Genomic DNA, 25,887 nt, shown 5'->3' on the forward strand with positions numbered 1-25,887 from the left:
AGTACTTATTAGTATTGAATGCTTTTTAGACAGAGCCCTTTTGCTTGAGCTATTGGCCCAGCCTCTGATCTTTTCTTCTCCTTTAATATTCTCTCAACATCTGCAGGCTTAAGATTGCCTTTTCCCACTTCTAAAAGAGTTCCTGTAATTATTCTTACCATATTTAATAAGAAACTATTTCCATTTACCTCTAATTCTATCATTCCATCCTTTTCTGTTATATCTATATAATTGATAGTTCTAATAGTAGATTTAGTATTAGGCTTTAAGCTAGTAAAGCTCTGAAAATCATGAGTTCCAACTAAAAGTTCTGCTGCATTTCGCATTTGTTCTAAGTCAAGCTCTTCATCAGTATGGTATACATATTTTCTATTGAACACATTTCTAAATTTATTATTATTTATTCTATATATGTAAGTCTTAGATTTAACATTGTATCTTGCATGAAACCTTTCTGTTGTATCTTTCATAGACTTTACTACTATATCTTCAGGCAAAAATTCATACAAATAATCTAGCATAAATTCTGTAGTAAATGTACCTTCAGTATGAAAGTTAGCTATATAATTTTCTGCATGTACTCCGGAATCTGTTCTCCCGCAGCCTATTACCTGAATATCTTCCCCTGTCATTTTAGACAACACACTTTCTATTTTTTCCTGTATTGTTGGAATGCCATCCTTTTGTTTTTGCCATCCCTTATATCTAGTTCCATCATATTCTATTGATATTTTTAAGTTTCTCATTCAGTAGCACCTTCCTTATCATATCTATTACACATCTTTATAACTCTTAACATTATAGCACATATTGTAGAAAAAGGTGTCTTAAATAATGGATATATATTGGCTATTACAAATATTATACAATTTCAGCACTACTTTAATCTTTTTTAGCTATACCCCCTAAAATCGCAGCTTCTTTTCGTATAAATATATATAGCATATTATAATCATAATACTATTTGTCGAATTATACTGGACAACTTAGCTATAAAAATCTTTTTTAGATCTGAAGGGAGAAACCTTAATGAATTTTTTTTTAAACTCTAAAGACATAGGAATCGATTTAGGAACATCAAATACTTTATTATATATAAAAGGAAAAGGCATTTCATTATTAGAACCTTCTGTAGTAGCAGTAAATGCAAAAAACAATCAAATTTTAGCTGTTGGATCTGATGCTAAGAAAATGATAGGTAGAACACCTGGTAATATTGTTACTATAAGTCCATTAAAGGATGGTGTTATTGCCAATTTAGATATAACCCAACAAATGTTAAAAAAGTTTATTGGTAAAGTTTTTAGTAAAGGCAGCTTTAAAAGTTCTAATATTATAATCTGTCATCCTACAGGCATTACCGAAGTGGAAAAAAGAGTGCTTAACGATGCAACAAGTTACGCTGGAAAAGGTAAGGTCATACTAATCGAGCAGCCTGTAGCAGCTGCAATAGGTGCTGGTCTTCCTGTAAGCGAACCTATTGGTAGTATGATAGTGGATATAGGAGGCGGTACTACGGAAGTTTCCGTTATTTCTCTTGGCGGCATTGTAACCAGTCAAAGTTTAAGAGTTGCCGGAGATGAATTAGATGATGCAATTATAAATTATGTAAAAAAGCAATTTAACTTGTTTATAGGACAAATAACTGCAGAAAAGATAAAGATTGAGCTTGGATCTGTATTTGCTGAGGAAAAGGATGAATTGAAAGAAATGCAAATAAGTGGACGAGACTTAATATCTGGACTTCCAAGAGCTGTTACTATTACTAATAAAGAAATACGAGAAATTTTGCAGGAGCCAGTGTCTTTTGTCATTGATGCAATTAAATCTACTATTGAGCAAACAGCACCAGAACTAGCAGCAGACATAATGGATAACGGCATAATGCTTTCTGGCGGAGGAGCACTGCTAAAGGGTTTAGATAAGCTTATACATAGTGAATTACATATACCTGTTCACATTGCAGAACATCCTATTGAGTCTGTAGTTATTGGTGCCGGAAAATGCCTAGACACAATGAATAAAATTAAAGAGACAAAGACACCATTAAACTTATTATAGTCGTTGAAAACTCATTTTAAATAAGATGTAGAGGAAGAATAAATGCTTTTTATATTTATTCTTCCTCTACAATAAGTATATCGTTAAATCTCACCATTTATATTATTAGTAAATATCTTTCAAATAATATATACTCTCCTGTTCCCTTTTATTTCATTATCTTTCTAAGTAAAGCTACCTTTCCTCTATTATAAGGCGGAAAGATAAACTTAAAATTAATTTTTGTGCTTTTCTTTAAAACGCTCTTCATGTGGGAAAAGGTTTCAAAACTCTTTCTACCATGATAAGATCCTAAGCCTGCTGTACCAACTCCTCCAAAGGGTAGAAATGGACTAGCTAAGTGGGTCATTGTATCGTTAACGCAGCCTCCACCATAAGATATTCCTTGAATAGTCTTTTCCTCAATCTTCTTATCCTCTGTAAATACATAAAGTGCTAAAGGCTTTGGTCTACTGTTTATTTTTATAATGACATCATCTAGATTCTCATAGGTTAAAACAGGAAGTATTGGTCCAAATATCTCTTCTTCCATAACCTTATCTTCCCATGTAACATTATCCATAATTGTAGGATGGATATATAAATCTTCTATATCGTAATCTCCTCCAAAAACAGTTTTATTTTTATCAATTAATCCAATTAGTCTGTTCATCTGCTTCTCATTCACGATTCTTCCATAATCCCTGCTAGTTTTAGGGTTGTTGCCATAAAAGACTTTTATCTTTTTAATCATTTTAGCTATCAGCTCTTCCCTAACCTCTCTGTGAACAAGTATATAATCTGGTGCCACACAGGTTTGACCAACATTCATAAATTTTCCCCAAACTATTCTTTGCGCTGCAATTTCTATATTAGCATCCTTATGTACAATAGTTGGACTTTTCCCTCCTAACTCAAGGGTCACCGGAACAAGATTTTTAGCAGCTGCTTCCATAACTATCTTTCCTACATTAATACTGCCAGTAAAAAATATATAGTCAAAGGGAGAATTAATCAAAGCTGCAGTAGTTTCCTTACCTCCTTCTATTACTTTTATATATCTTTCATCAAAATTTTCTCTTATTAGTTTAACTACTACCTTTGAAACATTTGTTGTGAATTCAGAGGGTTTTATTACTACACAATTCCCTGCAGATATGGCCCCTATAAGAGGCTCAATTACTAGTTGAAAGGGATAATTGAAAGGTCCCACTATTAATACGGATCCATAAGGTTCTGAGTATATGTAACTTTTTGAGCCAAAGTGAACCCTTGGTGTTCTCACAGTTTTTACCCTTACCCATTTCCCTAAGTTTTTAATAAAATGCCCTATACTATCATATAAATATCCTATTTCTGTGGCATAGGCCTCAAATTCTGGCTTATGTAAGTCCTTATATAGTGCATCAATTATTAACTTCTCATTTTCACTTATTCCTTTTTTAAGCTTTTTTAATTGATTTATTCTAAAATAGATATCTTTTGTTTTTCCTTCATAGAAATACTTTTTTTGTTCCTCTAAAGTATTTAATACTTCTTCCATATCCAACTTTTATTCCTCCTATCTTATCTTATATTATACTACTACAATAATTTTTATTATAATTTATGGTTGTACTTAATAGATTAATATAAGGGTATCTTCATTATCTATTACTAAAATAAAATTCAATTATTTTCCAATCCCTTTAGAAGGAAAATAATTATAAAATCACGAATGATTAATAAAAAAATAGGAATTCTATTTAGTGATAGAATTAATTAAAACAAAATATAATTAGACAGAAATAAAAAGTAAATATAAGATTAATTTAAAATTTCAAGGAGGCAAAGCTATGGGAAGTAAAGCACTAGAAAAATTTCTGACAGAAAACTTAAACGACTTAAAAAGTAAGGGTCTTTATAACGAGATAAATACAGTAATAGGTGCCAATGGGCCAATTATTGAAGTTAACGGTAAAAGGTTAATAAACCTTTCATCAAACAACTATTTAGGCTTGGCTAATAACGAAAGAATGATAGAAGCCAGTATTAAGGCTACAGAAAAGTATGGAGTTGGTGCTGGTGCTGTAAGAACAATAAATGGAACTTTAGATATTCATGATCAATTAGAAGAAACCCTAGCAAAATTCAAACACACAGAAGCAGTTATAACCTTCCAATCAGGATTTAACTGCAATATGGGCGCTATTTCCGCTGTAATGAATAAAAATGATGCAATACTATCAGATTCATTAAACCATGCATCAATCATAGATGGCTGCCGTCTATCAGGATCTAAGGTTATCAGATTTGAACACGCTGATATGGATGAACTAAGAAAAAAAGCTAAAGAAGCTAGAGATTCAGGACAATATGAAAAAATAATGGTTATAACCGATGGAGTTTTCTCAATGGATGGAGATATAGCACCACTGCCTGAAATGGTAAAAATAGCAGATGAATTTGATTTAATAACTTACGTTGACGATGCCCATGCTTCTGGTGTACTTGGTGAAAATGGTTCCGGTTCTGCAACTCACCATAATCTAGTTGGTAAAATAGATTTCCAAATAGGAACACTATCAAAAGCTATTGGAGTAGTTGGTGGATATGTAGCAGGAACTAGAGATTTAATTGACTGGTTAAAAGTTAGAGCAAGACCATTCTTATTCTCCACTTCTATGACTCCTGGTGCAGCAGCAGCATGTATAGAAGCAATTAATATACTAAGCGAAAGCACAGAGCTTGTAGATAGATTATGGGAAAATGGAAGATATCTAAAGAAAGGCCTTCAAGAGTTAGGCTTTGATATCGGTCATAGCGAAACTCCAATTACCCCTTGCATTATTGGAGATGCTGATAAGGCTCAAGAATTTAGTAGAGAATTATTTAATGAAGGTGTTTACGCTAAATCAATAGTCTTTCCAACAGTACCATTAGGAACAGCAAGAGTGAGAAACATGCCAACAGCTGCACACACTAAGCAAATGTTAGACGATAGTTTAGAAATATACGCTAAGGTTGGAAAAAAACTAGGCATAATAAAATAAATAAGGCTTTAATACTTTAATTTAAGGAGGAAATAACATGAAAAAAATATTAGTAACAGGATCACTAGGACAAATCGGATCAGAATTAGTTATGCATATGAGAAATATTTATGGAAATGACAATGTTATTGCAACGGATATAAGAAGAATAGAAGGTATGCCAGCAGTTGAATCTGGTCCTTTTGAAATAGTTGATGTTTTAGACTCAAAAGCTATGGCAGAAGTAGCAAAGAAACATAATGCTGATACCATAATACATCTTGCAGCCTTATTGTCAGCAGTTGCTGAAGCAAAACCAGTATTAGCTTGGGAAATTAACATGGGAGGACTATTTAATGCCCTAGAAGTAGCAAGAGAACTAAACTGCTCCTTCTTTACTCCAAGTTCAATTGGTGCCTTCGGACCTTCAACACCAAAGGTTAAAACTCCACAGGATACAATTCAACGTCCTCAAACTATGTATGGAGTTACTAAAGTGTCTGGTGAGCTTCTTTGCGACTATTACTTTAAGAGATTTGGAGTTGATACTAGAGGAGTACGTTTCCCAGGACTTATATCCTATGAAACATTGCCTGGTGGCGGAACAACTGACTATGCAGTTGATATTTATTATGAAGCATTGAAAAATGGTAAATATACTTCCTTTATTGATAAAGGAACCTTCATGGATATGATGTATATGCCAGATGCCCTAAATGCTATAGTTACTCTTATGGAAGCAGATCCTAAGAAACTTATTCACAGAAACGCTTTCAACATTACAGCTATGAGCATTGAGCCAGAAATGGTAGCAGCTGAGATTAAGAAGCATATACCAAGCTTTGAAATTAATTATGATGTTGATCCAGTAAGACAAGGAATTGCTAACTCATGGCCAGATTCTATAGATGACAGTGCAGCAAGAGAAGAATGGGGCTTTAATGCAAAATATGACCTAGCACTAATGTCAAAAGATATGTTAGAAAAATTAAGAGTAAAATTAAATATTAAATAATTTAAACTAAGAAGCCTGCGGTTTATACCGCAGGTTTTATCATTCTATAACATTATTATGAATAAAATAATCTCTCCTACTTATACTACCTGTAGCACAATAATTTGATACTATAGGTTTTTACCTTTCTAAAAAATACTTAAAGGAAGGAAGTTAATAAATGAATGAGACTATTAAGATAATCCAGAATCATAGATCCATAAGAAAGTACCTAGATAAAGATATACCTCAAGAGGTGCTAGTAGACATATTGAAGGCTGCACAATCTATGCCTACTTCTATCAATGGTCAGCAGGTTTCCATTATTGTTGTAAAGGATAAAAGTAGAAAGGATGTAATATCAGAGTTATCCGGTGGTCAGCCATGGATAAGTGCTGCTCCAGTTTTTTTAGTCTTTGTGGCTGATTTCTACAAGACATATTTAGCCTGTGAAAAAAACAAAACTACCCAAGTAATACATGAAAGTATAGAAGGAACCCTAGTAGGTACCTTTGATGCTGGAATTGCAATGGGAGGAACTATAGTTGCTGCTGAATCTTTAGGATTAGGAATTGTGCCTATTGGTGGCATTAGAAATAATCCTGAAAAGATAATTGAGCTACTGGAACTTCCTAAATATACTTATCCTATAGCGGGACTTGTTCTCGGATATCCCGAGGATTTATCCAAGGAAAAACCAAGACTTCCCTTTGAAAGCTTTATTCATAATGAAAGCTATGACAAGGAAAATCTTAAAGGTCATATAGACAATTATGATGATACTATGAGTAAGTACTATGCTGAACGAGGAGATAAGCAAAGCAACTGGTCTAGCCAAATTGCCCATGCCTATAAGGTTGTTTATTTTCCTAAGGTATATCCTACCATTAAAGAACAAGGCTTTAAAAACGATAAATAGCTACAGTTGTAAATATTATTACTGTACTGGTCTAAAGGGCTGTGGCACTAAGAATAAATTTTACATCATATTGTATTTGTTATTGAGTTGCAAACCAATATATTGTATGCAAATTTCTTAATGCTACAGCCTCTTTAATATTTTTACTGTACTACATTACTAAAGTTTTTATATTTTGCCCCTAACCTACTTAACTTTAATGCTCACAGTCATGATGGTTGCAAGTATTGTTAATAGAAAACTCCATTAGTTCATTTTTCTTTAGCAGTTCAATATTTTTCAACACCGTTTCATTAACAGCTCTATATACTTTTATTCCTCTTGCAGTTAGTTTATTTATAGCCCCTGCACCGATACCGCCAACTAAAATAGCGTCAACCTCTTCTCCTGAAAGTGCTTTCATTGGCTGGCACATTCCATGTTGATGATTTAAATCCCCGTTTTGAATTGCCTTTAATTCTTCTTTCTCTGAATCATAAATTAAGAATAATGGTGCTGTACCAAAATGATTGAACGGAACACTGTCTAACCCCTTATTTTCTTTTACTGGAACACATACTTTCATTTTTATTCCCCTTTCTAAACTTTATTTTTCTCACAACATTTATATTTATTTGCTTTGCAAGCTGCCTTACAATCCATAGGTATATCTACTGTAAATTTACAGTTACCTAAGGTTTTATCACCCTTTAGCTCATTAATAAAATCCGTTAGAAGCAGTAATGCTGTCTGCTGTAAATTATAATAGACATAGTACCCAACCTTTTCTCCTATAATAATTTCCGCTTCCCTAAGTATCTTTAAGTGCTGGGATACTGCCGCTTCTGAAATGTTCAAATGTCTAGAAATACCTTTTGCACAAATTTTTCTCCTTGAAAGTATAATTAATATTTTTAATCTAGTTTCATCTCCTAATGCTTTAAATATCTGTACTATATCATTCATAGATTTCTCCTATAATTTTAATTAAGCATTTCCTTAATTAAATAATACCTCACTTAACTAAGTCTGTCAACTAAATCCATTTATTCCTTATTAAAATATATAAAGGCCAATGCTCACTATTAAGCATTGGCCTTTATAATATTCAAGAATTCTTCTCTAGAGATATTTATTGCACCTAGACTTTCAAGATGTTTAGTATAAACTTGACAATCTACCAATGCAAAATTTTCTGCTTCTAATCTCTTGCAAAGAGTTATGAAGGCTGTTTTAGAAGCATTGTCCATAGTTGAAAACATTGATTCACCAAAAAAGCACTTTCCAATAACTATACCGTATAAGCCCCCTACTAATTTATCTTCATACCAGGCTTCTACAGAATGAGCAATTCCCAATTCATGAAGCTTGCAATAAGCTTCTATCATATCCTCAGTAATCCATGTACCACTTTCTTTTCTTACATTTCCACAGTTAGATATTACTTCCCTAAAGGAGGTATCAAAGGTAACTGTATACCTATTTTTCTTAAGCAGCTTTTTCATAGAATGGGAAACCTTTATATCCTTTGGATAGATAACAAACCTAGGATCTGGAGACCACCAAAGTATGGGATCTCCTTCTGAAAACCAAGGAAATATGCCATTTTTATAGGCAAGCAGTAGTCTCTCAGGAGATAAATCCCCTCCTACTGCTAAAAGTCCATCTTCCTCTGCAAGGGAGGGATGGGGAAATATTAAATCCTCTGGCAATCTAAATATAGTCATAATTAATTCCTCCAAATTTTCTATATACCTATCAATATTCCCTAAAATATATGTAAATAAAGCTTTATTCCTTTGGCTTATACCAGTTTCTAATAACTGCAGTACTCTCTTCACTTGGATAATATCTCTTATCACTACTTGTTTCACCTATAGCAAATATGGAAAAACCTAAAAACCACTGTTCCTTTTCAAAGTTTCTTCTATATGCCTCAAAACAATTTGCCTGCTCAATATTATTTACAACATCATTCTGATATGGATTCCAAGGATGTACAGAGGCACTGTTGGTTTTTGGAAAACCTAGTTCACCAAAGAAAATAGGTTTGCCCCATTTATCATGAAAGTTTTTTATTTCCTGCTTTATATTCTGTTTCCTATCGTATATTTCCGAACTTCCTATGGAGCTAGCCAAAGCTTCTATAGTATTTGTATCTCTGTCTGTAAGCTCAAAATATGCTGCAATAGAAATAAAATCTAGCTTTGAAAATAATTTATTATTCAACTTTTTTTCATAATCTACAATGGTTTCTGGTTTCCAATGGGCTGTATACCACCATCCAGTTCTGTAGGTTACCAGCCCTTTATAATATTGTCTCACGTAATCTATAGTGTCACACCAATAGCCTTCTGCATATTCCATATGTACAAAACTAGAACCTATATTTAAAGCATCTACATGATAAGGAACTGCTACCTCATCGATGAGTACCTTTAACACCTTTGTTTTCCAATTCCAAAAGAAAGCATCTATATTGTCCGGCTTCCAGGCAGTTTCATACTTACTACCATTATCTATCCATGGGTAGGGTTCTAATATTATGTTTATATGTTTACCCCTTAATTTTTTCATCAGGCTTTTTGCCCTCTTTATACTGCCTTCATCTACTGTCATATCACTAGAAGACAGGTTGTCTATATTTATCACTATAGGGATATTTAAAGTGTTTAGCTTAAACTTATCTATATCCCTTAGAACCTGTTCTATATTATAATCTGTAGATAGATTTCCAGATTTAATTTTCACTTCAAATTTTTCGTCTAGTGTTTTTCCCTGAAGTTTATTTATTTTTTTATTTATGAAGCCCCTAGCTTCTGGGTTAGTTTTTATGAAATAGCCTAAAGCTATTATAATAACCAATATAAAAAATAGTGCTATTTTTTTCTTACTCATCTCTTTCTCCCGTTCTGCTATATTGAATTTTAAATTCCCTCTAAAATATTATAACTGTTTTAATAAAACAAATCTATGTATATGCAAAATAAGCTTTTCTTGCCATCTGTGGAAAACCTTATATAACCTTGATATAATAAGGAGAGCCCCTATATTATTAAAATGAGGTGTATATGTATTATGAAAAAACTAAAGCTAAACTTATTTTTAATTTTTACTATACTTTTAATATCATTATATAATTTTAAGGTTCAGGCTTCTCCTAATATTACAAGGATCTCTGGAGATAGCAGATATAAGACCTCTATAGAAATAAGTAAATATGGCTGGAATAAATCAGATTATGTAGTCTTGGCTTCCGGTGAGAATTTTGCTGATGGCCTATGTGCTACTCCCCTGGCTAAAAAGTATGATGCTCCTATTCTTTTGACAGAAGGAAGGGATTTGTCTCAGGATATTTCTGAGGAGCTATCAAGATTGAATGCCAAGAACATATTAGTTATAGGCGGAACCGCTGTAATATCAGACTCAGTAAAAGAAGCTTTAGAAAAGCTAGGCTATAGTTGCAGAAGAATATCTGGACAAGATAGATATGAAACCAGTGTTAAAATCGCAGAGGAATTAGATACTCCTAAGGAACTAGTAGTTGTTAATGGAGATAACTACCCTGATGGATTATCCATATCTCCTGTAGCTGCTATGAAGGGAATTCCTATTCTATTAGTTAATTCCAATATTATACATAATTCAGTGTTAAACTATATCAAGGATAAAAAAATAAACACCACTTATGTTATTGGAGGTCCAAACTCCATAAATCTATCTGTACTAAGTGCTTTTAGTAATGCTACTAGGATATATGGAGATGATAGGTATTCTACAAATATGAAGGTATTTCAACAATTTTTTGACGCAACCTCATTAAATTCCTCCTATATTGCCAGCGGAGAAGGCTTTCCTGATGCTTTAGCCTGTTCTGCTTTATCCGCTAAAAACTTAAAACCCTTACTTCTTATGGACAAGTCTGGTACCACTGAATCCTATAAATACATATACTCTAACAAGGACAGCATAGAAAATATGATAGTTGTTGGTGGCGGCGGTTCTATAAGACCAAGGGTGGTAAATAATTTAATGGGTGTTCCAAATAAACTTATAGATAACTTAAATTCTGTAGGAAACTCCTCGCAGGTTATAATTGTAGAGTCACCTTCCACAGGAACTTTCCAGGTTACTGCTTCAGCCTATGAGCTTATTGATGGAAAATGGTCAGAGTATATATCTCCCTTCAGTGCTGTTATAGGTATGAATGGATTTTCCACTAATAGACATGAAGGCGATAAGACAACTCCTGTTGGTGCCTATCATTTTCCCTTCTTATTTGGTTGGAATGGAAATCCTGGGTTTAAGTATCCCTTTAGAGCAGCAGGTCCTTATGATTACTGGGTAAGTAATACTACCTGGGATGAGTATAATGTTTGGATGACTTATAAGGGTGATCCTAAAAAAAGATTTGCAGACTATGAGCTTTTATCTTCTCAACCATTATATAAATATGCTGCAGCAACAGATTTTAACTATAACTCAGATAAAATATACGGCAAAGGCAGCGGCATATTCCTACATATAGCCCCTTACTCCGGCGGAGGAACCTTAGGTTGTGTAGGAATGCCTGAAGACAAGCTTTTAAAAATACTGCTGTGGATGGATCCATCAAAAAATCCAGTAATAATTATGGGTCCTACCGCTGAATTAAATAGCATGTAATACTTAATCAAAAAAATATCAATTTGCTTTAAATATACTATTGTGTTAGACCCCTAAATATGCTATTATAATTACATCAAGAAACAACAATTTTCTTGGTAAAGCATTCTGAAATATGCGTTACGCTCTTGTTTTGAACCTACATTTAAGCTACGGGAGTCCGATAAGTTAGATATGGAAATGTACTTTCTTATGAGTCCTTTTTACGGCATTGAAGGCGATTGAAACATCTATGCTGACACCCACCTATCGGGAGATAGGTATCAAAATTAGAGTACCGGTATTTTGGACATTTAATTAGAATTTAAAGCCAACGCTTATTTTAAGTGTTGGCTTTTAGCTTTTCTATAACACATAGAAAAAATTATTTTGACGGAGTTTGTAATAGAGCCTATACTTCTATTTTTCTAGTTTATCTGATATTATTAGACTATCTTAATAAATTTAGGCAGGGTGATAACATGGCTGTTAACATTAAAAATGACTGGATGGACTTATTGAAAAATGAGTTCGAAAAGGATTATTACAATCAATTAAGAAAATTCCTAATAAAAGAATATAATTCTACCATTATATATCCAGATAAATATGATATATTTAACGCCTTAAACTTTACAGCATATAAGGATGTAAAAGTGGTTATATTAGGTCAGGACCCTTACCATGGTCCTAATCAAGCTCATGGTCTTAGCTTTTCAGTAAAACCAGGGGTAGCTATTCCTCCTTCGCTGGTTAATATATACAAGGAATTGCAGGATGATCTTGGCTGCTATATACCTAACAATGGCTACTTAAAAAAGTGGGCTGATCAAGGAGTACTTTTGCTTAACACCTCATTAACAGTAAGGGGTGGGCAAGCGAATTCTCACAGGGATAAAGGTTGGGAGATACTTACTGATAGAATAATATCTATACTTAATGAAAGAAAAAAACCTATTGTTTTTATTCTATGGGGCAGTAATGCTATTTCTAAGAAAAAACTTATAACAAATAATGATCATTATATAATTACTTCTCCTCATCCAAGTCCTCTTTCAGCTTACAGAGGTTTTTTCAATAGTAAGCCTTTTTCAAAGACCAATAACTTTTTAATGTCTATAGGTGAAAAAGCTATTGATTGGCAAATTGAAAGTATTTAAGAACAGCTATTAGCTGCAGTCTAACTATGCAGTTAATAGCTGTTTTTGTTCCCTATTTCAATATATTTAACGCTTTCTCTACTACATTCTCTACAGTAAATCCAAATTCTTTAAATAATATTTCTCCTGGGGCAGAAGCTCCAAAGGTATCTATGGAAATTATATCTCCATCAAAACCTACATACTTGTGCCAACCAAAGGAACTAGCTGCCTCTACTGCCAGTCTTTTTCTTATATTAGAAGGTAGTATACTCTCCTTATACTCTTTACTTTGTTTTTCAAATATCTCCCAAGAAGGCATACTTACAACTCTTGCATCTATTCCCTTTTCCTTTAAAAGCTTTGAGGCTTCATATATCAATTCTACCTCTGAGCCACTAGCCATAAGTATAATGTCTGGCTGGGACTTTTCGCTGTTCTTTAAAATATATGCACCCTTTAAAGCTTCCTTTGAACTTTCCTTATATAGAGGTAAATCTTGTCTTGAAAGCACTAATGCTGTTGGTCCATCTTTTCTCTCTAAAGCATAAATCCATCCTGCAGCAGTTTCCTTTGAATCAGCTGGTCTAAATACTGTAAAGTTCGGAATACTTCTAAGAGAAGCTAAATGCTCTATTGGCTCATGGGTAGGACCATCCTCTCCAACTCCAATGCTATCATGGGTGAGAACATATACTACTGGCAGCTTCATAAGGGCAGATAACCTCATAGCTCCTTTCATATAATCACTGAATACAAAGAAGGTTGCCACAAAGTTTCTAAGACCGCCATGAACTGCAATACCATTGGCAATGGCAGCCATAGCATGCTCTCTTACTCCATAGTGAAGATTTGCTCCACTTCTATCCTCTGCTGAAAAATCCCCTTTATCCTTCATATAGGTTTTATTTGAAGGAGCTAAATCTGCAGAACCTCCAATTAGATTTGGAACTAATTTGGCTAATTTATTTATTATCGCTCCAGAAGATGCTCTTGTAGCCATCTTCTTATCGAAATTCCAAAGCTCTTCATTGTTTAGTAAATCCACAGGAAGTTCCTTGCTGTGCCAAGGGTCCCATTCCTCTGCAAGCTCTGGATACTTGTTTTTGTAGTCTTCAAAGAGCTTATTCCAGTTCTCCTCCTCCTTCTTCCCTTTAGTCTTAAGGGTTTCCATATGATCTCTAACTTCCTTAGGCACATGAAAATCTTCACTATAAGTCCATTTTAAGAACTCCTTTGTCTTGTGAATATTCTCTATTCCCAAGGGTTCACCATGAACAGAAGCTGTTCCCTGCTTAGGTGATCCATATCCTATTTGAGTTTTTACTATTATTAAACTTGGTCTTTTTTTATCTTCCTTTGCAGTACCTATTGCTTTGGTAATTTGTTCAATATCATTGCCATCTTCAACAGTTAATACCTGCCAGCCGTAAGCTTCATAGCGTTTTGCTACATCTTCTTTAAAGGCAATATCCGTGTTTCCCTCTATAGATATATTATTAGAGTCATATAAAAGTATAAGTTTACCTAATTCTAAAGTACCTGCTAGGGATGCTGCCTCTGCAGATACTCCTTCCATCATACAGCCATCTCCAGTTATAGCATAGGTATAATGATTTATTACCTCATAGCCTGGTTTGTTAAACTTATTAGCTAAGTATGCCTCTGCCATTGCCATGCCTACTGCATTGGCTACACCCTGGCCTAAAGGTCCTGTGGTAGTTTCAACCCCTACAGTATGACCATACTCAGGATGTCCTGGTGTCTTACTTCCAAGTTGTCTAAAGTTTTTAACATCCTCTACAGTAAGTCCGTATCCAAAAAGATGAAGTAGAGAATATAACAGTATAGAACCATGTCCAGCAGACAGCACAAATCTGTCTCTATTTATCCACTCTGGGTTTTCTGGATTATGATTCATTTGCTTTGCCCATAGAGCATAGGCCATTGGAGCTGCACCTAGCGGCAGACCTGGATGCCCTGACTTTGCTTTTTCAACACCTTCAGCAGATAGTAGTCTTATAGTATTTACTGTTAACTCTTGAATATTTTCCATTTTATAAGTTCTCCTCTCTTAATTACATGAAGCTAGTATAATATATAGTATGACTCTAAGTTTATATAATATTAGTCCTAAACGCTAAGTGCAGTAAAAGTACCCTATAATGCTTATGAAGTGGAAACTTGAATCAGATGGAGTTTCAACTCCATCTGATTCTTAGTTGAACGAATCCAGGGACGTAGTCGCTCTTTACTCCCTCCTAGAGAAAAGTAGAGAACCAAAATCTTTGATTTTGTGTGAATCACTTTCACACCGTGCGAGGAAGTATTAGAGCGGGTAGTCATCGGATAAATTACTACAAAATAGGGAGCCTAAGGTTGTCACTCCCTTTGCAACTTTGCATATTATTATCATAAGGAGTGATTTACTATGAGTCATAATAAAACAAAATTAGATTATAGATCCATGGTAGTGGGTGTAGATGAAAAGGTTCCTATCAGAGGTAGAAAAGTAACAGCGGCCATAAATTTTGATAATGCGGCTACTACTCCTCCACTTAAGTATGTCCTAGAGGAAATAGGAAGCTTTTCAAAATACTATTCCTCAATTCACAGAGGAACGGGATTTAAATCAGTATTTTCCTCTAAACTATACGAGGATTCTAGAAAAACAATATGCAAATTTGTTCACTGTAATCCTGATAAAAACACAGTGATTTATGTAAAAAATGCTACAGAAGCTATAAATAAGCTATCCTACGCTTTTTCCAACTTAGAAAAAGATTGTATAGTTTTATCTACACGAATGGAGCACCACTCTAATGACTTGCCTTGGAGAAATAAGTTTAAAGTTGATTATATTGATGTAGATGAAACCGGAAGACTTCTAGTAGAAGATTTAAAAAGCAAGTTGAAAAAATACGGCGGAAAAGTTAAATTAGTATGTGTTACTGGTGCCTCAAATGTTACTGGGTACAAAAATCCCATATATAAGATAGCTAGCATCTGTCACAGATATGGTGCAAAGATACTAGTTGATGGTGCTCAGCTGGTTCCTCACTATCCTATCTACATGGAATCCTCAAAGAAAGACGAGGAGATAGATTTTCTTGTTTTTTCAGCCCATAAAATGTATGCTCCCTTTGGTATAGGGGTACTTATAGGCCCTAAAGAATTTTTTATGCAGGCTGAACCTGACTATGTTGGTGGTGGAACCATAGATATTGTAACAGATGACTCTGTAACCTGGGCTAAGCCTCCTGATAAAAACGAAGCTGGTACCCCTAATGTTATGGGGGTTATAGCCTTAACTGCCTCAATTCATACCTTGATGAAATTAGGCATGAAAAATATAGACAAATATGAAATGGATATCTATAATTATGCTCTAAGTGAGCTAAAGAAAATACCCGGTGTTACAATATATTGCGATACAGACAGCCCTAGGGATAAGGTTGCAATTTTACCTTTTAATATAGATGGTGTTTATCATGAAGAAACAGCAAAATTACTATCACAAATGTCCGGAATTGCAGTAAGAAGTGGTTGTTTTTGTGCACATCCCTATGTAAGACGACTTTTAAAAATTCCAACTGAAGAAATGAAATTTTATCAGGACAACAAAAGCGCCAAACGTCCTGGGATAGTTAGACTTAGCTTTAGTTTTTATAACACTTACTCTGAAGTGGATGTGCTAGTAAAAACTATAAAAAAAATTATTAAAAATAAGTCTTAAGGATGATTATTCATGGATGAAGACAATTAAAATTCCTATTGCATAAGGCCTAAGTTATCTACTAACATTTATAATATTATATTTTATAAAACTTTAAGCCAATGCTTCTAAATATTAAGCACTGGCTTTTATTTTTTTAAACTATAAGATAGACTTTCTATAAATTAAACTCTTCAACAAGCTTTTCTAATTCTTTGGCGCTTTCTGCATTGTTATTTGCTTCCCTTATTACAAGTCCATTTTTATTATTAACTTCAGCAGTACTAGAAGCAATATCTTCTGAAGTCTTTGCCACCTCTGACACAGAAAGGGCAACTTCCTCCATGCTTTTTGATATATGATCTACAGAAGTAGAAATACTCTTAGAAACCTCTGCAAATTTCTCTACTATATTTTTTACAGTATGTCCATCCTTTTTATATTCACTACTTATTAAAATTAATTTGTCATAATCCTTAAGAACATCCTTCTCCACAAACATTAAAATATTCTGAGAGGAGTTTGTCAGTTTATCAACTGCCTTTAAGACTGTATCCACTTTACTTTGTATTTGTGCAACTGCTTTTGATGACTCTTCTGCAAGCTTTCTCACTTCTTCTGCAACAACAGCAAAGCCTTTTCCCTGCTCTCCAGCTCTAGCCGCTTCTATAGCTGCGTTTAGTGCAAGAAGGTTAGTTTGATTTGATATTGCATCTATGCTTTTTGCCATTTCTAATATCTCATTTACAACCTTTGCTTCTTCCAGCGCCTTCTCTAAACTTACCCTTGTTTGGCTATATATCTTTTCTGCACTTTCCCTTGATTGAATAGATTCATTATTCATAGAAGCAGCTTTTTCTTGTATATTTAAAGCAAGATCTAAGCCCTCCTGTGCTTTTTTAGCAGTTGTATTTACCTCCTCCTTTACTGTTAAAGACATTGAAGCAACTTCTTCAACTGCAGCAGAACATTCTTCCATTCCAGCTGAAATTTCTTCCGTAGAGGCAGATATTTGCTCAACTTCAGCGCCTATCTCTGCAAACATCTGGTTTGCAGATTCGCTGCTTTCCAGAATGGTAACACTCTTATTTTTAATTTCGCTCATACTTTCATTAAGCTTTTCAACGGCATTATTTAGAGATGCGATGATTTGTCCTATTTCATCCTTAGAAACTACCTTCATCTTAAAATTAAGATTTCCTTTTGCTAGCTCTAAAGCACCCTTTACTACTTCCTGAAGTTGACTTATGATACTTTTTCTTATAACATAGGTAGAAAGAACTCCAACTATAACACTTGTTGTTAAAAATATAACCATCAATTTTGAAGAAAGGGAAGCAGTTTGTCTAATAGTATCTCCTTTAGACTTAGACATTTCTTCTTGTAAGGTTATTATAGTTTCTATATTTTGTATCAAATTATTCTGTGGCTTTTCTATTGTAGTCATTACACCTTGAAGTTCTGCATTTGTTAGTCCACTCTTCATACCAGCCTCTATAGCCTTCCCAAAAGCAGAAAAAGTAATTTCGTCGTTAGCTAATAGCTCTTTATATACTTCTTTACCTTTTTCAGTGTAAATTAGCGCTCCTAGCTGCTTTTCCTTATCTCTGTAAAGCTCTTCATTTTCCTCTATTATTTTTTTCTGTTCTTCCATGTATTTCGGTTCATCGCTAATTGCTATATTTCTTACACTAATAGCAATTTTGTTAATATGACCTCTCATTTCATAGGATAAAGATACTTTTTTGTTGTCAGTAGAAATTAGATCTTCTACTATTTTATTAGTTTGGTTTAGACGAATTATTCCTAGTGAAGATACTGCCACTACAAGAATAATCATTAATGAAAATCCAATAAGCAGCTTGTTAGACAATTTAATCTTGTTAAAATTCATAAGACCCCTCCCAATGCATAATACTACTGTATGTATAAAAATCGACAGTATATATCATTTATCGCTACTATTTGTAAAACCTTTACTTAAATTTCTAAATTTTTGTATAAAAATTAATGTTAAATTTCTATAGTATTTTTAAAAAAATATTTATGCCCCCCCTTAAAAAGTAAAATACTTCCCGTATATATCTGTGAAAAGAATATGATAAGGAAATTTAGGGAGGAACAATCATGAAAAAAATTGCATTATTTGTTACAGCTTTAGCTGTATCTTTAAGTTTAGGAGGAAGGGCTTTTGCAGATACAACTGCTGAATCACTTGCAGACAAGGCTGGCATAACACCAGATAATACTATATTGTATCCTGTAGATCAAGCTTTAGATAACTTGAAGATTGACATGGCTTCCGGTGAAGAGAAAGAGGCTGAGGCTTTAGTTGAAGTAGCAGAAGAGAGACTTGGAGAAAGTGAAGTAATGGTCACTGAAAATAATGGTGAGCTTTCCACAGAAGCCTTAAATGAGTACAATGAAAAAATGACAGAAGCTCAAGATAAAGTAGATAGTGCTATAGAAAAAGCAACTGATGGTACTACAGACAGTGCTATAAAATTAGAGGATTTAGAAAAACTAGAAACAACAATAGCTGATAAACAAACAAAATCTATAGAGGTTCTAAAAGGCATAGAAAGCAAAGTTTCTGGAAACGCTAAAGAAACTTTAGCTCTAGTTATAGAAATGCAAACAAGAAAGAAAGAAGCAGTAGCGGCAGTTGCTCAAGAAAGACAAACACTAATTCAAAATAAGCAGGCAGTAAAGACTGCTGAAAAGAATCTAGAGCAAGCTAAAAAAGCTGGCGACCAGCAGGCAGTAAAAACTGCTGAAGAAAGCTTAAAACAAGCTCAACAAGCACTAGCTACTCAAACTGAAAAATTCAACCAAGTAGTTGCTACAAAGAAAGAAGCTATGAAAGGAGGAGTAGGTCAGTTAAAGAAACAAGCAAACAAAGAGAAAAAAGAAGAAGCTAAGGATGACACTACACCTCAAGAGGGTACTACCACTGAAAATAAGGATACATCAACTGTAACTGCTCCAGCAGAAAACAGCGAGACTACAACAAAAACAGATGGTACTGAGACAACTACAACTACTGAAGCTCCTGTTAACAACGATAGTACAGTTACAAATACTACTAAAGTTGATGTAACAGAGAAGGTAAATAAAGGTCAAGAGGTAAAAACTAATAAAGAAAATAACTCATCAAAGGAAAATAATGCTAAAGAAAATAAAGGTCAGCAAATAAAATCTGATAAGGAAAATAATTCATCAAAAGAAAATAAGTCTAATCACTAAAAGGGCTTAAACTAAAAGCCAGTGCTTGCATTGCTTAGCACTGGCTTTTAAGCTTTTCTAAACAAATAGTTTTCCTAAGGGTTAACTACAGTGTATTATTAAAATATCTATAAATTTCAATCTAAAGTATAAACTCACTTTTTTCTCCAGTATAATACAATGTTAGTTGGTGCAGTGCTCTAGTGCAAGCTATATAGAGAAGTCTTTTATCGAAGTCACTTTTATAATTGACTTTAGAAACATTATAGACAAGCACTACGTCAAATTCTAAACCCTTGGCTAAATAGGAAGGCACGACTAATAAGGAGTTTTTCTTTTCATAATTTCTATCATTTAAAACCTTTATATCTATGCTGTCCTTTAATCTAATTTGAATATCCCTGGCCTCTTCTTTAGTTTTACATATTATAGCTATTGACTTATATCCCCTTTGATAAAACTTACGTACATCTTCACAAAGAGATTTATCTAGTTGATTTAAATCCTCCATAAATTTAACTTCCGGTTCTGACTCATGTCTCTCGAAAGATATAATATCCTGTTTTTTATTAAGCAGTCTTTGATTAAAGGCATTAATTTCAAAAGAGGATCTATAACTTTTATTTAGAGTAACCTTAAAGGATTTTGCTTTGAGAAGTATACGCTCCACATAATCGTATATATTGTCATCTCCACTTCTTTCCAAGGTCTGGTTAAAGTCCCCTAACACAGTATATTTTGCGTTTCTAAATAATAGATTAAAAATGTGATAGTGAATAGGATAATAGTCCTGTGCCTCATCTATTACTACCTGTTTAATTTCACCAAAGTCTTCATTACCTGCCATTTTAAGCTTAATGTATAAAAGAGCAGCGGAATCCTCATAGGATATAAATCCTCTATTAAGGTTTTTATTAGTTTCAGTTATAATTTTTTCTATGTTATCAGGCAGCTTAATACCTTTAGATAACCTAAAAAACAAGTCCTTATCCTTAAAAATCAGCTTATATAATCTCATGTAATCTATCTCAGTAAAACTGTGAATGTACTCCATAAGTTTATTAGCTTCTTTAATAGCTATAAGCCTACTAAAGGACTTTATTTCAAGACTATGAGATTCCGTAGTTCTTTCCACAACCTTTTCAATGGCTTCAAGTCTTTTCTTTCTTAGAGGATGAATCTTATTGAGTATCATGTTTTCTAGTCTCTTTAGCCTTTTGGCTGCTGGCATATTAATCTTATTATTAAGAAATACATCTTTTAACTGTTGTGCTGTTTCAATTATTTTCCCGTTATAGTAAACATCTTTAAAGGGAATTAATTTTCTCTCATAGTATTTAATCACTCTATCAATTATTTCTACAAATTCACTGGAACCCTTAAATTTTATACTTTCAAGTTTAATAACAAACTCTTCGCTTCCCTGCAGCTCCATGAGCCTTTCCATCTGATTTTGTCTTTTCTCACCTTGAACAAAATCATCAAAGGTTAGCTGTTCTACATTTTCTTCTCCTAGCTCTGGCAGTACGTCAGATATATATTTACTAAATATTGAATTAGGAGAAATTATCATAACATTATTTGCACTTAACTTTGAGTTTAAGCCTTCATAAAGTAAAAAGGCTATTCTATGCAGTGCAATAGAGGTTTTTCCACTTCCTGCTGCGCCTTGCACAATTAAAAGATCACTTTCGGTATTTCTTATAATAAGATCCTGCTCCTTTTGAATAGTTTCAACTATACTTTTCATTTTAGGAGAAGAGTTTCTGCCTAATATCTCCTGAAGTATTTCATCATTTATTTTTATACTGCTGTCGAAAAAATACTTAAGCTTAGAATCTTCAATTTTATACTGCCTTTTTAGCAAAACCTCTCCATTGACAATACCTGCTGGAGACTTATAGAAAGCCTTTCCTAATTCATTTCTATAAAATATGCTGGATATAGGAGCTCGCCAGTCGTATACATAGATATCCTCCTTTTCCGAATCCATTAAATTACATAGACCAATATAAATTTTCTCCCTATCCCCAAAGCCTTCTTCCGAAAAATCAAACCTTCCAAAGTAGGGAACTTTAATCAGCCTATTATATCTGTCAATTCTTTTTTCTGTTCCTATATAATCTCTTGTTTTTGTATCAGCTTCATTTAAATATGCTATCATCTCTGGTATTTTGTCAAAGTCCTCTGAACCGTGAGAAGTATTCTCCCACATTTCTCTTCTTGAAGATATAACATTACCTAGTTTTAAATTTAAAGCTTCCTCTTCCTTTTTAATTTCCTTTTTAATAATAGATAAAGTTTTTTCAAGATAATCTAATTCTTCTTTTTGGCTCTCATCAAAATTATTCATTTAATCACTCTCCTATAATTTTAAAATAAAATCTTGACATTACCATTAATGTTGTGATAAGATTATTGTGTAAAATAATTAATTATGATAAAATCGTTATAATTCTGCACAAAACTTAATTATACTCTTAGAATATAACTTTGTAAAGATAAAAGCCAATGCCTAATTAAATTAAGCATTGGCTTTTGAATATGCTATTCAACTATAATTACAATATTATCATCCTTACCATCTACAACTATAGTAGAGCCATCGTAAACTTCACCGGCTATTATTTTTCTAGCTATATTAGTTTCCAGAGTGTTTTCAATATATCTTCTTAGTGGTCTAGCTCCATAAACTGGATCATAACCTTCCTCCGCTAAAAGCTCTTTAGCCTCTTCAGTAACCTTCATAGTGATATTTCTGTCCTTAAGTCTCTTTCTTACATCTTGAAGGAATATATCTATTATTTTCTTAATACCTTCATTGTTTAGTGGTCTAAATAATATAATGTCATCTAATCTATTTAAAAATTCAGGTTTAAATCTTCCCTTCATTTCCTTCATTACTGCATTCCTAATATTTTCATCAATAGAATTTTCACTTTTATTTTCAAGAAGATAACTGCTTCCTATATTAGAAGTCATTATTATTATTGTGTTCTTAAAATCAATAGTTTTTCCTTTATTGTCTGTAAGCCTTCCGTCATCTAAAATTTGAAGAAATACATTAAAGACATCCTCATGGGCTTTTTCTATTTCATCAAATAAGATTACTGAATAGGGTTTTCTTCTAACAGCTTCTGTTAGCTGTCCTCCTTCTTCATAGCCTACATATCCTGGAGGTGCTCCTATAAGTCTTGATACTGAATACTTTTCCATATACTCAGACATATCTATTCTAATAATATTTTCCTCACTATCAAAAAGATTTCTAGCTAAGGTCTTTGCAAGCTCTGTTTTACCTACTCCTGTTGGTCCCAGGAATATAAAGGAACCTATTGGTCTTCTTTCATCCTTCATACCAGCTCTCGCTCTTATAACTGCATTAGACACACTTCTTGTTGCCTCTTCTTGACCTATAACCCTCTTTTGTAAATCCTCTTCAAGGTTTAACAGTTTTTCCCGTTCTCCTTCTACTAATTTAGACATAGGAATTCCAGTCCATTTAGCTACTATTTCAGATATCTCATTTTCCGTTACCTCTTCTTTTAGTAGAGCACCTTCATAATTTTCCTTCATTTCCTCTTCTTTTTTCTTTATTTCAGCCTCAAGCTTAGGAATAAGACCATACCTCAATTCTGCTACTTTATTTAAGTCATATTCTCTTTCGTATTTTTCAATGTTTCCTCTTGCCTCATCTAATTGCGCCTTTAGATTTCTTATTTGGAGTATATGTCCCTTCTCTTTATCATATTTAGCTGTCATTTCATCATTTTTTTCCTTAAGCTCTGCAAGCTCTTTGTCTAACACTTCTAGCCTTGATTTTGATGCCTCATCATTTTCCTTTGATAAAGCCTCTTTTTCCGTTTCTAATTGAAAGAGTTTTCTTCTAACCATATCTAATTCTGTTGGAAGAGAATCTATTTCGCTTCTTATCATAGCACCAGCTTCATCAATTAAGTCAATAGCCTTATCTGGCAGAAATCTTCCTTGAATATATCTATGTGATAGCTTTGAAGCTGCCACAATAGCAGAATCATGAATTCTAATACCATGATGAATTTCAAATCTTTCCTTCAACCCTCTAAGTATAGAAATAGTATCTTCCACAGTAGGTTCATCTACAGTTACCTTCTGAAATCTTCTCTCTAAGGCCTTATCCTTTTCAATATACTGTCTATATTCATCAAAGGTAGTTGCACCTATACAATGAAGTTCTCCTCTGGCAAGTAGTGGCTTAATAAGATTGCCAGCATCCATAGCTCCTTCTGTTTTACCAGCTCCCACTATGGTGTGAATTTCATCTATAAATAATATTATTCTTCCATTGGAGCCTTGCACTTCCTTAAGTACAGCCTTCAATCTTTCTTCGAATTCCCCTCTGTATTTAGCTCCAGCAATTAAAGCTCCCATATCTAAGGAGAATATTATCTTATCCTTTAACCCTTCAGGAACATCTCCTCTTACAATTCTTTCTGCTAGACCTTCTACTATAGCAGTTTTACCTACACCTGGCTCTCCGATTAATACTGGATTATTTTTAGTTCTTCTCGAAAGAATTCTAACAGTTCTTCTTATTTCTTCATCCCTTCCTATAACAGGATCTAACTTATGCTTTTTAGCTAATTCTACTAAGTTTGTTCCATACTTAGCTAATGCATCATAGGTTCCTTCAGGATCTTGAGTATCCACCCTTTGACTACCCCTTACTTGAGATAACACCTTCATAAACTCTGATTTTTTTATATCAAATTTAGCTAATAGGCTTCCTACCAACCCTTTATCATCTATATCCATAATAGCTAACATAACATGTTCTACACTAATGTAGGAATCCTTAAACTTTTCAGCTATAGAATCTGCCTTAACTAAAACCTCTTCTATTCTCCTAGTTGCATAAACCGCTGAGTTTTGAGCTCCTTCTCCTAAAACTTTAGGCATCTTATCTAACTGAAGGTGTATATCTTCCTTTAAAGCCTTGATATTCACACCTATCTTCTCAAATATGTTAGGTACTAACCCATCTTCTTGGTTTACTAAAGCTGAAAACAGATGAATTACATCTACCTGTTGATGGTTATACTTAACCGCTGTTAGTTGGGCATCATTTAAACTTTGTTGTACTCTTATAGTCATTTTTTCTATGTTCATATTCAGCTTCTCCTCTCCTGTTGTTATTTTTAATCTATAATTAAATAATAATACAAAGGTCAAAGAAAGTCAAAGTGCATTTTTACTTTGATTTTATGTCTATTATATTCAAAAACAGCAAACCAATGCTTAGTCCTATTAAGCATTGGTTTTTCATACAGTATATTTAAGTATACTTAATTACAATTCCATTAACTATTTACCTTCATTTCCTCTACAGTAATATTAGGATTTTTGTATCTTCCCTTACTCTCTGTACCTTTACCATATTGAATAGCTCCAACTGGACAAAGATGAATACAGGCTAGGCATTGAGTACAGACTTTTCCCCATTTAGGTTTTCCCTCTACCTTTATAGTTTTGCAGTTACATACACTTTCGCAAATACCACAGCCTGTGCAATTATCCTTTGCATAAAACTTTTTAGTATTAGCAGCACCTTTAGCAAATAGAGGATTGATAACACCGGTTAAAAGACCTGGCATAGCTCCCTTAGTAATTTGAAAGACATTCTTCTTTCTTTCCTTTATAACTTTGTTTATATTTTTTAAGCTTTCTTCTGCAGCTAAAAGCTTTTTCTTCTCTATTTCCTTTGAGTCAACATTACCCATGATAATGTAGTTGTTAGGCATTTCAATAGAAAAGCCACTATTTAAATTTAAATTCTTTTTCCTTAAGGCATCACCTAAAACCTTCATAGTGTTTCCTATATTTGCCCCACAGGTTGCTACAGAAAAAATGTAGTTATCTTTATAATTATTAAGTTTTAGTTTTTCAATAAACTCAATAACCATCTTCGGTGGTGCCCAAGCGTACACTGGATATACAAAACCTATAACTTCATTATCCTTTAGAGTATAATTGAAGTCAGCATCTTTTTTGCCCATTTCTGCTGCTATAGATATTAGCCTATCATCGTTATCCTCCGCAATGCTTTTGGCTACTTGCAGTGAATTCCCCGTTCCAGAAAAATAAAATATCATATTATCCCCTCTTTTTTCTTATACTTTATAATTATTATATTTTATCATAAATAGGTGTGAATTTTTGCTATAATCTAAAAAGCTTTTTAA

General features: G+C 33.4%; 19 protein-coding genes. 8 read left to right on the forward strand and 11 right to left on the reverse strand.

The features are described from left to right. Positions 1-8 precede the first annotated feature (8 nt). Positions 9-746, reverse strand: coding sequence for a tRNA pseudouridine(38-40) synthase TruA (truA, locus tag N4T77_RS03270; protein ID WP_261670307.1), 738 nt, complete (start codon positions 744-746; stop codon positions 9-11). Between the two features lie 283 nt (positions 747-1,029). Between truA and N4T77_RS03275 the strand changes: the two genes are divergently transcribed. Further along, on the forward strand, positions 1,030-2,061 hold the full coding sequence (locus N4T77_RS03275) for a rod shape-determining protein (RefSeq protein ID WP_261670308.1): 1,032 nt from the start codon (positions 1,030-1,032) through the stop codon (positions 2,059-2,061). 148 nt (positions 2,062-2,209) lie between these two features. Here the strand turns inward: N4T77_RS03275 and N4T77_RS03280 are convergent, their stop codons facing one another. Further along, complete coding sequence (locus tag N4T77_RS03280; protein ID WP_261670385.1) at positions 2,210-3,583, reverse strand: aldehyde dehydrogenase; 1,374 nt, start codon at positions 3,581-3,583, stop codon at positions 2,210-2,212. A gap of 292 nt (positions 3,584-3,875) precedes the next feature. Between N4T77_RS03280 and N4T77_RS03285 the strand changes: the two genes are divergently transcribed. The 3 genes from N4T77_RS03285 (at position 3,876) to N4T77_RS03295 (ending at position 6,964) form a co-directional block, all read left to right on the forward strand. Beyond that, complete coding sequence (locus tag N4T77_RS03285; protein WP_261670309.1) at positions 3,876-5,072, forward strand: glycine C-acetyltransferase; 1,197 nt, start codon at positions 3,876-3,878, stop codon at positions 5,070-5,072. A gap of 37 nt (positions 5,073-5,109) precedes the next feature. Continuing rightward, positions 5,110-6,066: an L-threonine 3-dehydrogenase gene (locus N4T77_RS03290; protein WP_261670311.1), complete on the forward strand. Its 957-nt coding sequence runs from the start codon at positions 5,110-5,112 to the stop codon at positions 6,064-6,066. Between the two features lie 160 nt (positions 6,067-6,226). Beyond that, entirely contained in the window at positions 6,227-6,964 is a 738-nt protein-coding gene (locus N4T77_RS03295) for an NADPH-dependent oxidoreductase (RefSeq protein ID WP_261670312.1), read from the forward strand. A gap of 196 nt (positions 6,965-7,160) precedes the next feature. On the opposite strand, the gene N4T77_RS03300 is transcribed toward N4T77_RS03295, so the two are convergent. From N4T77_RS03300 to N4T77_RS03315, 4 genes are all read right to left on the reverse strand, one after another. Beyond that, positions 7,161-7,529 (reverse strand): NifB/NifX family molybdenum-iron cluster-binding protein, encoded by a 369-nt coding sequence (locus N4T77_RS03300; protein ID WP_261670313.1) that lies wholly within the window; start codon positions 7,527-7,529, stop codon positions 7,161-7,163. A gap of 14 nt (positions 7,530-7,543) precedes the next feature. After that, the gene (locus tag N4T77_RS03305) at positions 7,544-7,909 is read right to left on the reverse strand and encodes a helix-turn-helix transcriptional regulator (RefSeq protein ID WP_261670314.1); all 366 of its coding nucleotides are present in this window, start codon (positions 7,907-7,909) and stop codon (positions 7,544-7,546) included. A 119-nt stretch (positions 7,910-8,028) separates the two neighbouring features. Beyond that, entirely contained in the window at positions 8,029-8,670 is a 642-nt protein-coding gene (gene aat / locus N4T77_RS03310; protein ID WP_261670315.1) for a leucyl/phenylalanyl-tRNA--protein transferase, read from the reverse strand. A 64-nt stretch (positions 8,671-8,734) separates the two neighbouring features. Further along, positions 8,735-9,841, reverse strand: a complete 1,107-nt coding sequence (locus N4T77_RS03315) for a glycoside hydrolase family 113 (protein ID WP_261670316.1) — start codon at positions 9,839-9,841, stop codon at positions 8,735-8,737. A gap of 180 nt (positions 9,842-10,021) precedes the next feature. Here N4T77_RS03315 and N4T77_RS03320 point away from each other — a divergent pair, with 180 nt between their 5' ends. Both N4T77_RS03320 and N4T77_RS03325 read left to right on the forward strand, forming a co-directional pair. Further along, positions 10,022-11,608 (forward strand): cell wall-binding repeat-containing protein, encoded by a 1,587-nt coding sequence (locus tag N4T77_RS03320; protein ID WP_261670317.1) that lies wholly within the window; start codon positions 10,022-10,024, stop codon positions 11,606-11,608. 461 nt (positions 11,609-12,069) lie between these two features. Further along, positions 12,070-12,747 (forward strand): uracil-DNA glycosylase, encoded by a 678-nt coding sequence (locus tag N4T77_RS03325; protein WP_261670318.1) that lies wholly within the window; start codon positions 12,070-12,072, stop codon positions 12,745-12,747. 52 nt (positions 12,748-12,799) lie between these two features. Here the strand turns inward: N4T77_RS03325 and tkt are convergent, their stop codons facing one another. After that, positions 12,800-14,782, reverse strand: coding sequence for a transketolase (gene tkt / locus N4T77_RS03330; RefSeq protein ID WP_261670319.1), 1,983 nt, complete (start codon positions 14,780-14,782; stop codon positions 12,800-12,802). A gap of 375 nt (positions 14,783-15,157) precedes the next feature. Between tkt and N4T77_RS03335 the strand changes: the two genes are divergently transcribed. Continuing rightward, positions 15,158-16,462: an aminotransferase class V-fold PLP-dependent enzyme gene (locus N4T77_RS03335; RefSeq protein WP_261670320.1), complete on the forward strand. Its 1,305-nt coding sequence runs from the start codon at positions 15,158-15,160 to the stop codon at positions 16,460-16,462. 157 nt (positions 16,463-16,619) lie between these two features. Here N4T77_RS03335 and N4T77_RS03340 read toward each other — a convergent pair whose 3' ends face one another. Further along, entirely contained in the window at positions 16,620-18,335 is a 1,716-nt protein-coding gene (locus tag N4T77_RS03340; protein WP_261670321.1) for a methyl-accepting chemotaxis protein, read from the reverse strand. Positions 18,336-18,568: 233 nt separating this feature from the next. On the opposite strand from N4T77_RS03340, the gene N4T77_RS03345 reads away from it, so the two are divergent. Continuing rightward, complete coding sequence (locus tag N4T77_RS03345) at positions 18,569-19,687, forward strand: DUF5667 domain-containing protein (protein WP_261670322.1); 1,119 nt, start codon at positions 18,569-18,571, stop codon at positions 19,685-19,687. Positions 19,688-19,808: 121 nt separating this feature from the next. On the opposite strand, the gene N4T77_RS03350 is transcribed toward N4T77_RS03345, so the two are convergent. The 3 genes from N4T77_RS03350 to N4T77_RS03360 all read right to left on the reverse strand — a co-directional run bounded on the left by N4T77_RS03350 (position 19,809) and on the right by N4T77_RS03360 (position 25,797). Continuing rightward, positions 19,809-22,019, reverse strand: a complete 2,211-nt coding sequence (locus N4T77_RS03350; RefSeq protein WP_261670323.1) for a UvrD-helicase domain-containing protein — start codon at positions 22,017-22,019, stop codon at positions 19,809-19,811. Between the two features lie 194 nt (positions 22,020-22,213). Further along, positions 22,214-24,814, reverse strand: a complete 2,601-nt coding sequence (gene clpB, locus N4T77_RS03355) for an ATP-dependent chaperone ClpB (protein WP_261670324.1) — start codon at positions 24,812-24,814, stop codon at positions 22,214-22,216. 191 nt (positions 24,815-25,005) lie between these two features. Next, positions 25,006-25,797, reverse strand: a complete 792-nt coding sequence (locus N4T77_RS03360) for an EFR1 family ferrodoxin (RefSeq protein WP_261670325.1) — start codon at positions 25,795-25,797, stop codon at positions 25,006-25,008. Between the last annotated feature and the right edge of the window lie 90 nt (positions 25,798-25,887).

The organism is Clostridium sp. CX1, assembly GCF_025398335.1.
GTDB classification, from domain to species: Bacteria; Bacillota; Clostridia; order Clostridiales; family Clostridiaceae; genus Clostridium_AM; species Clostridium_AM tanneri.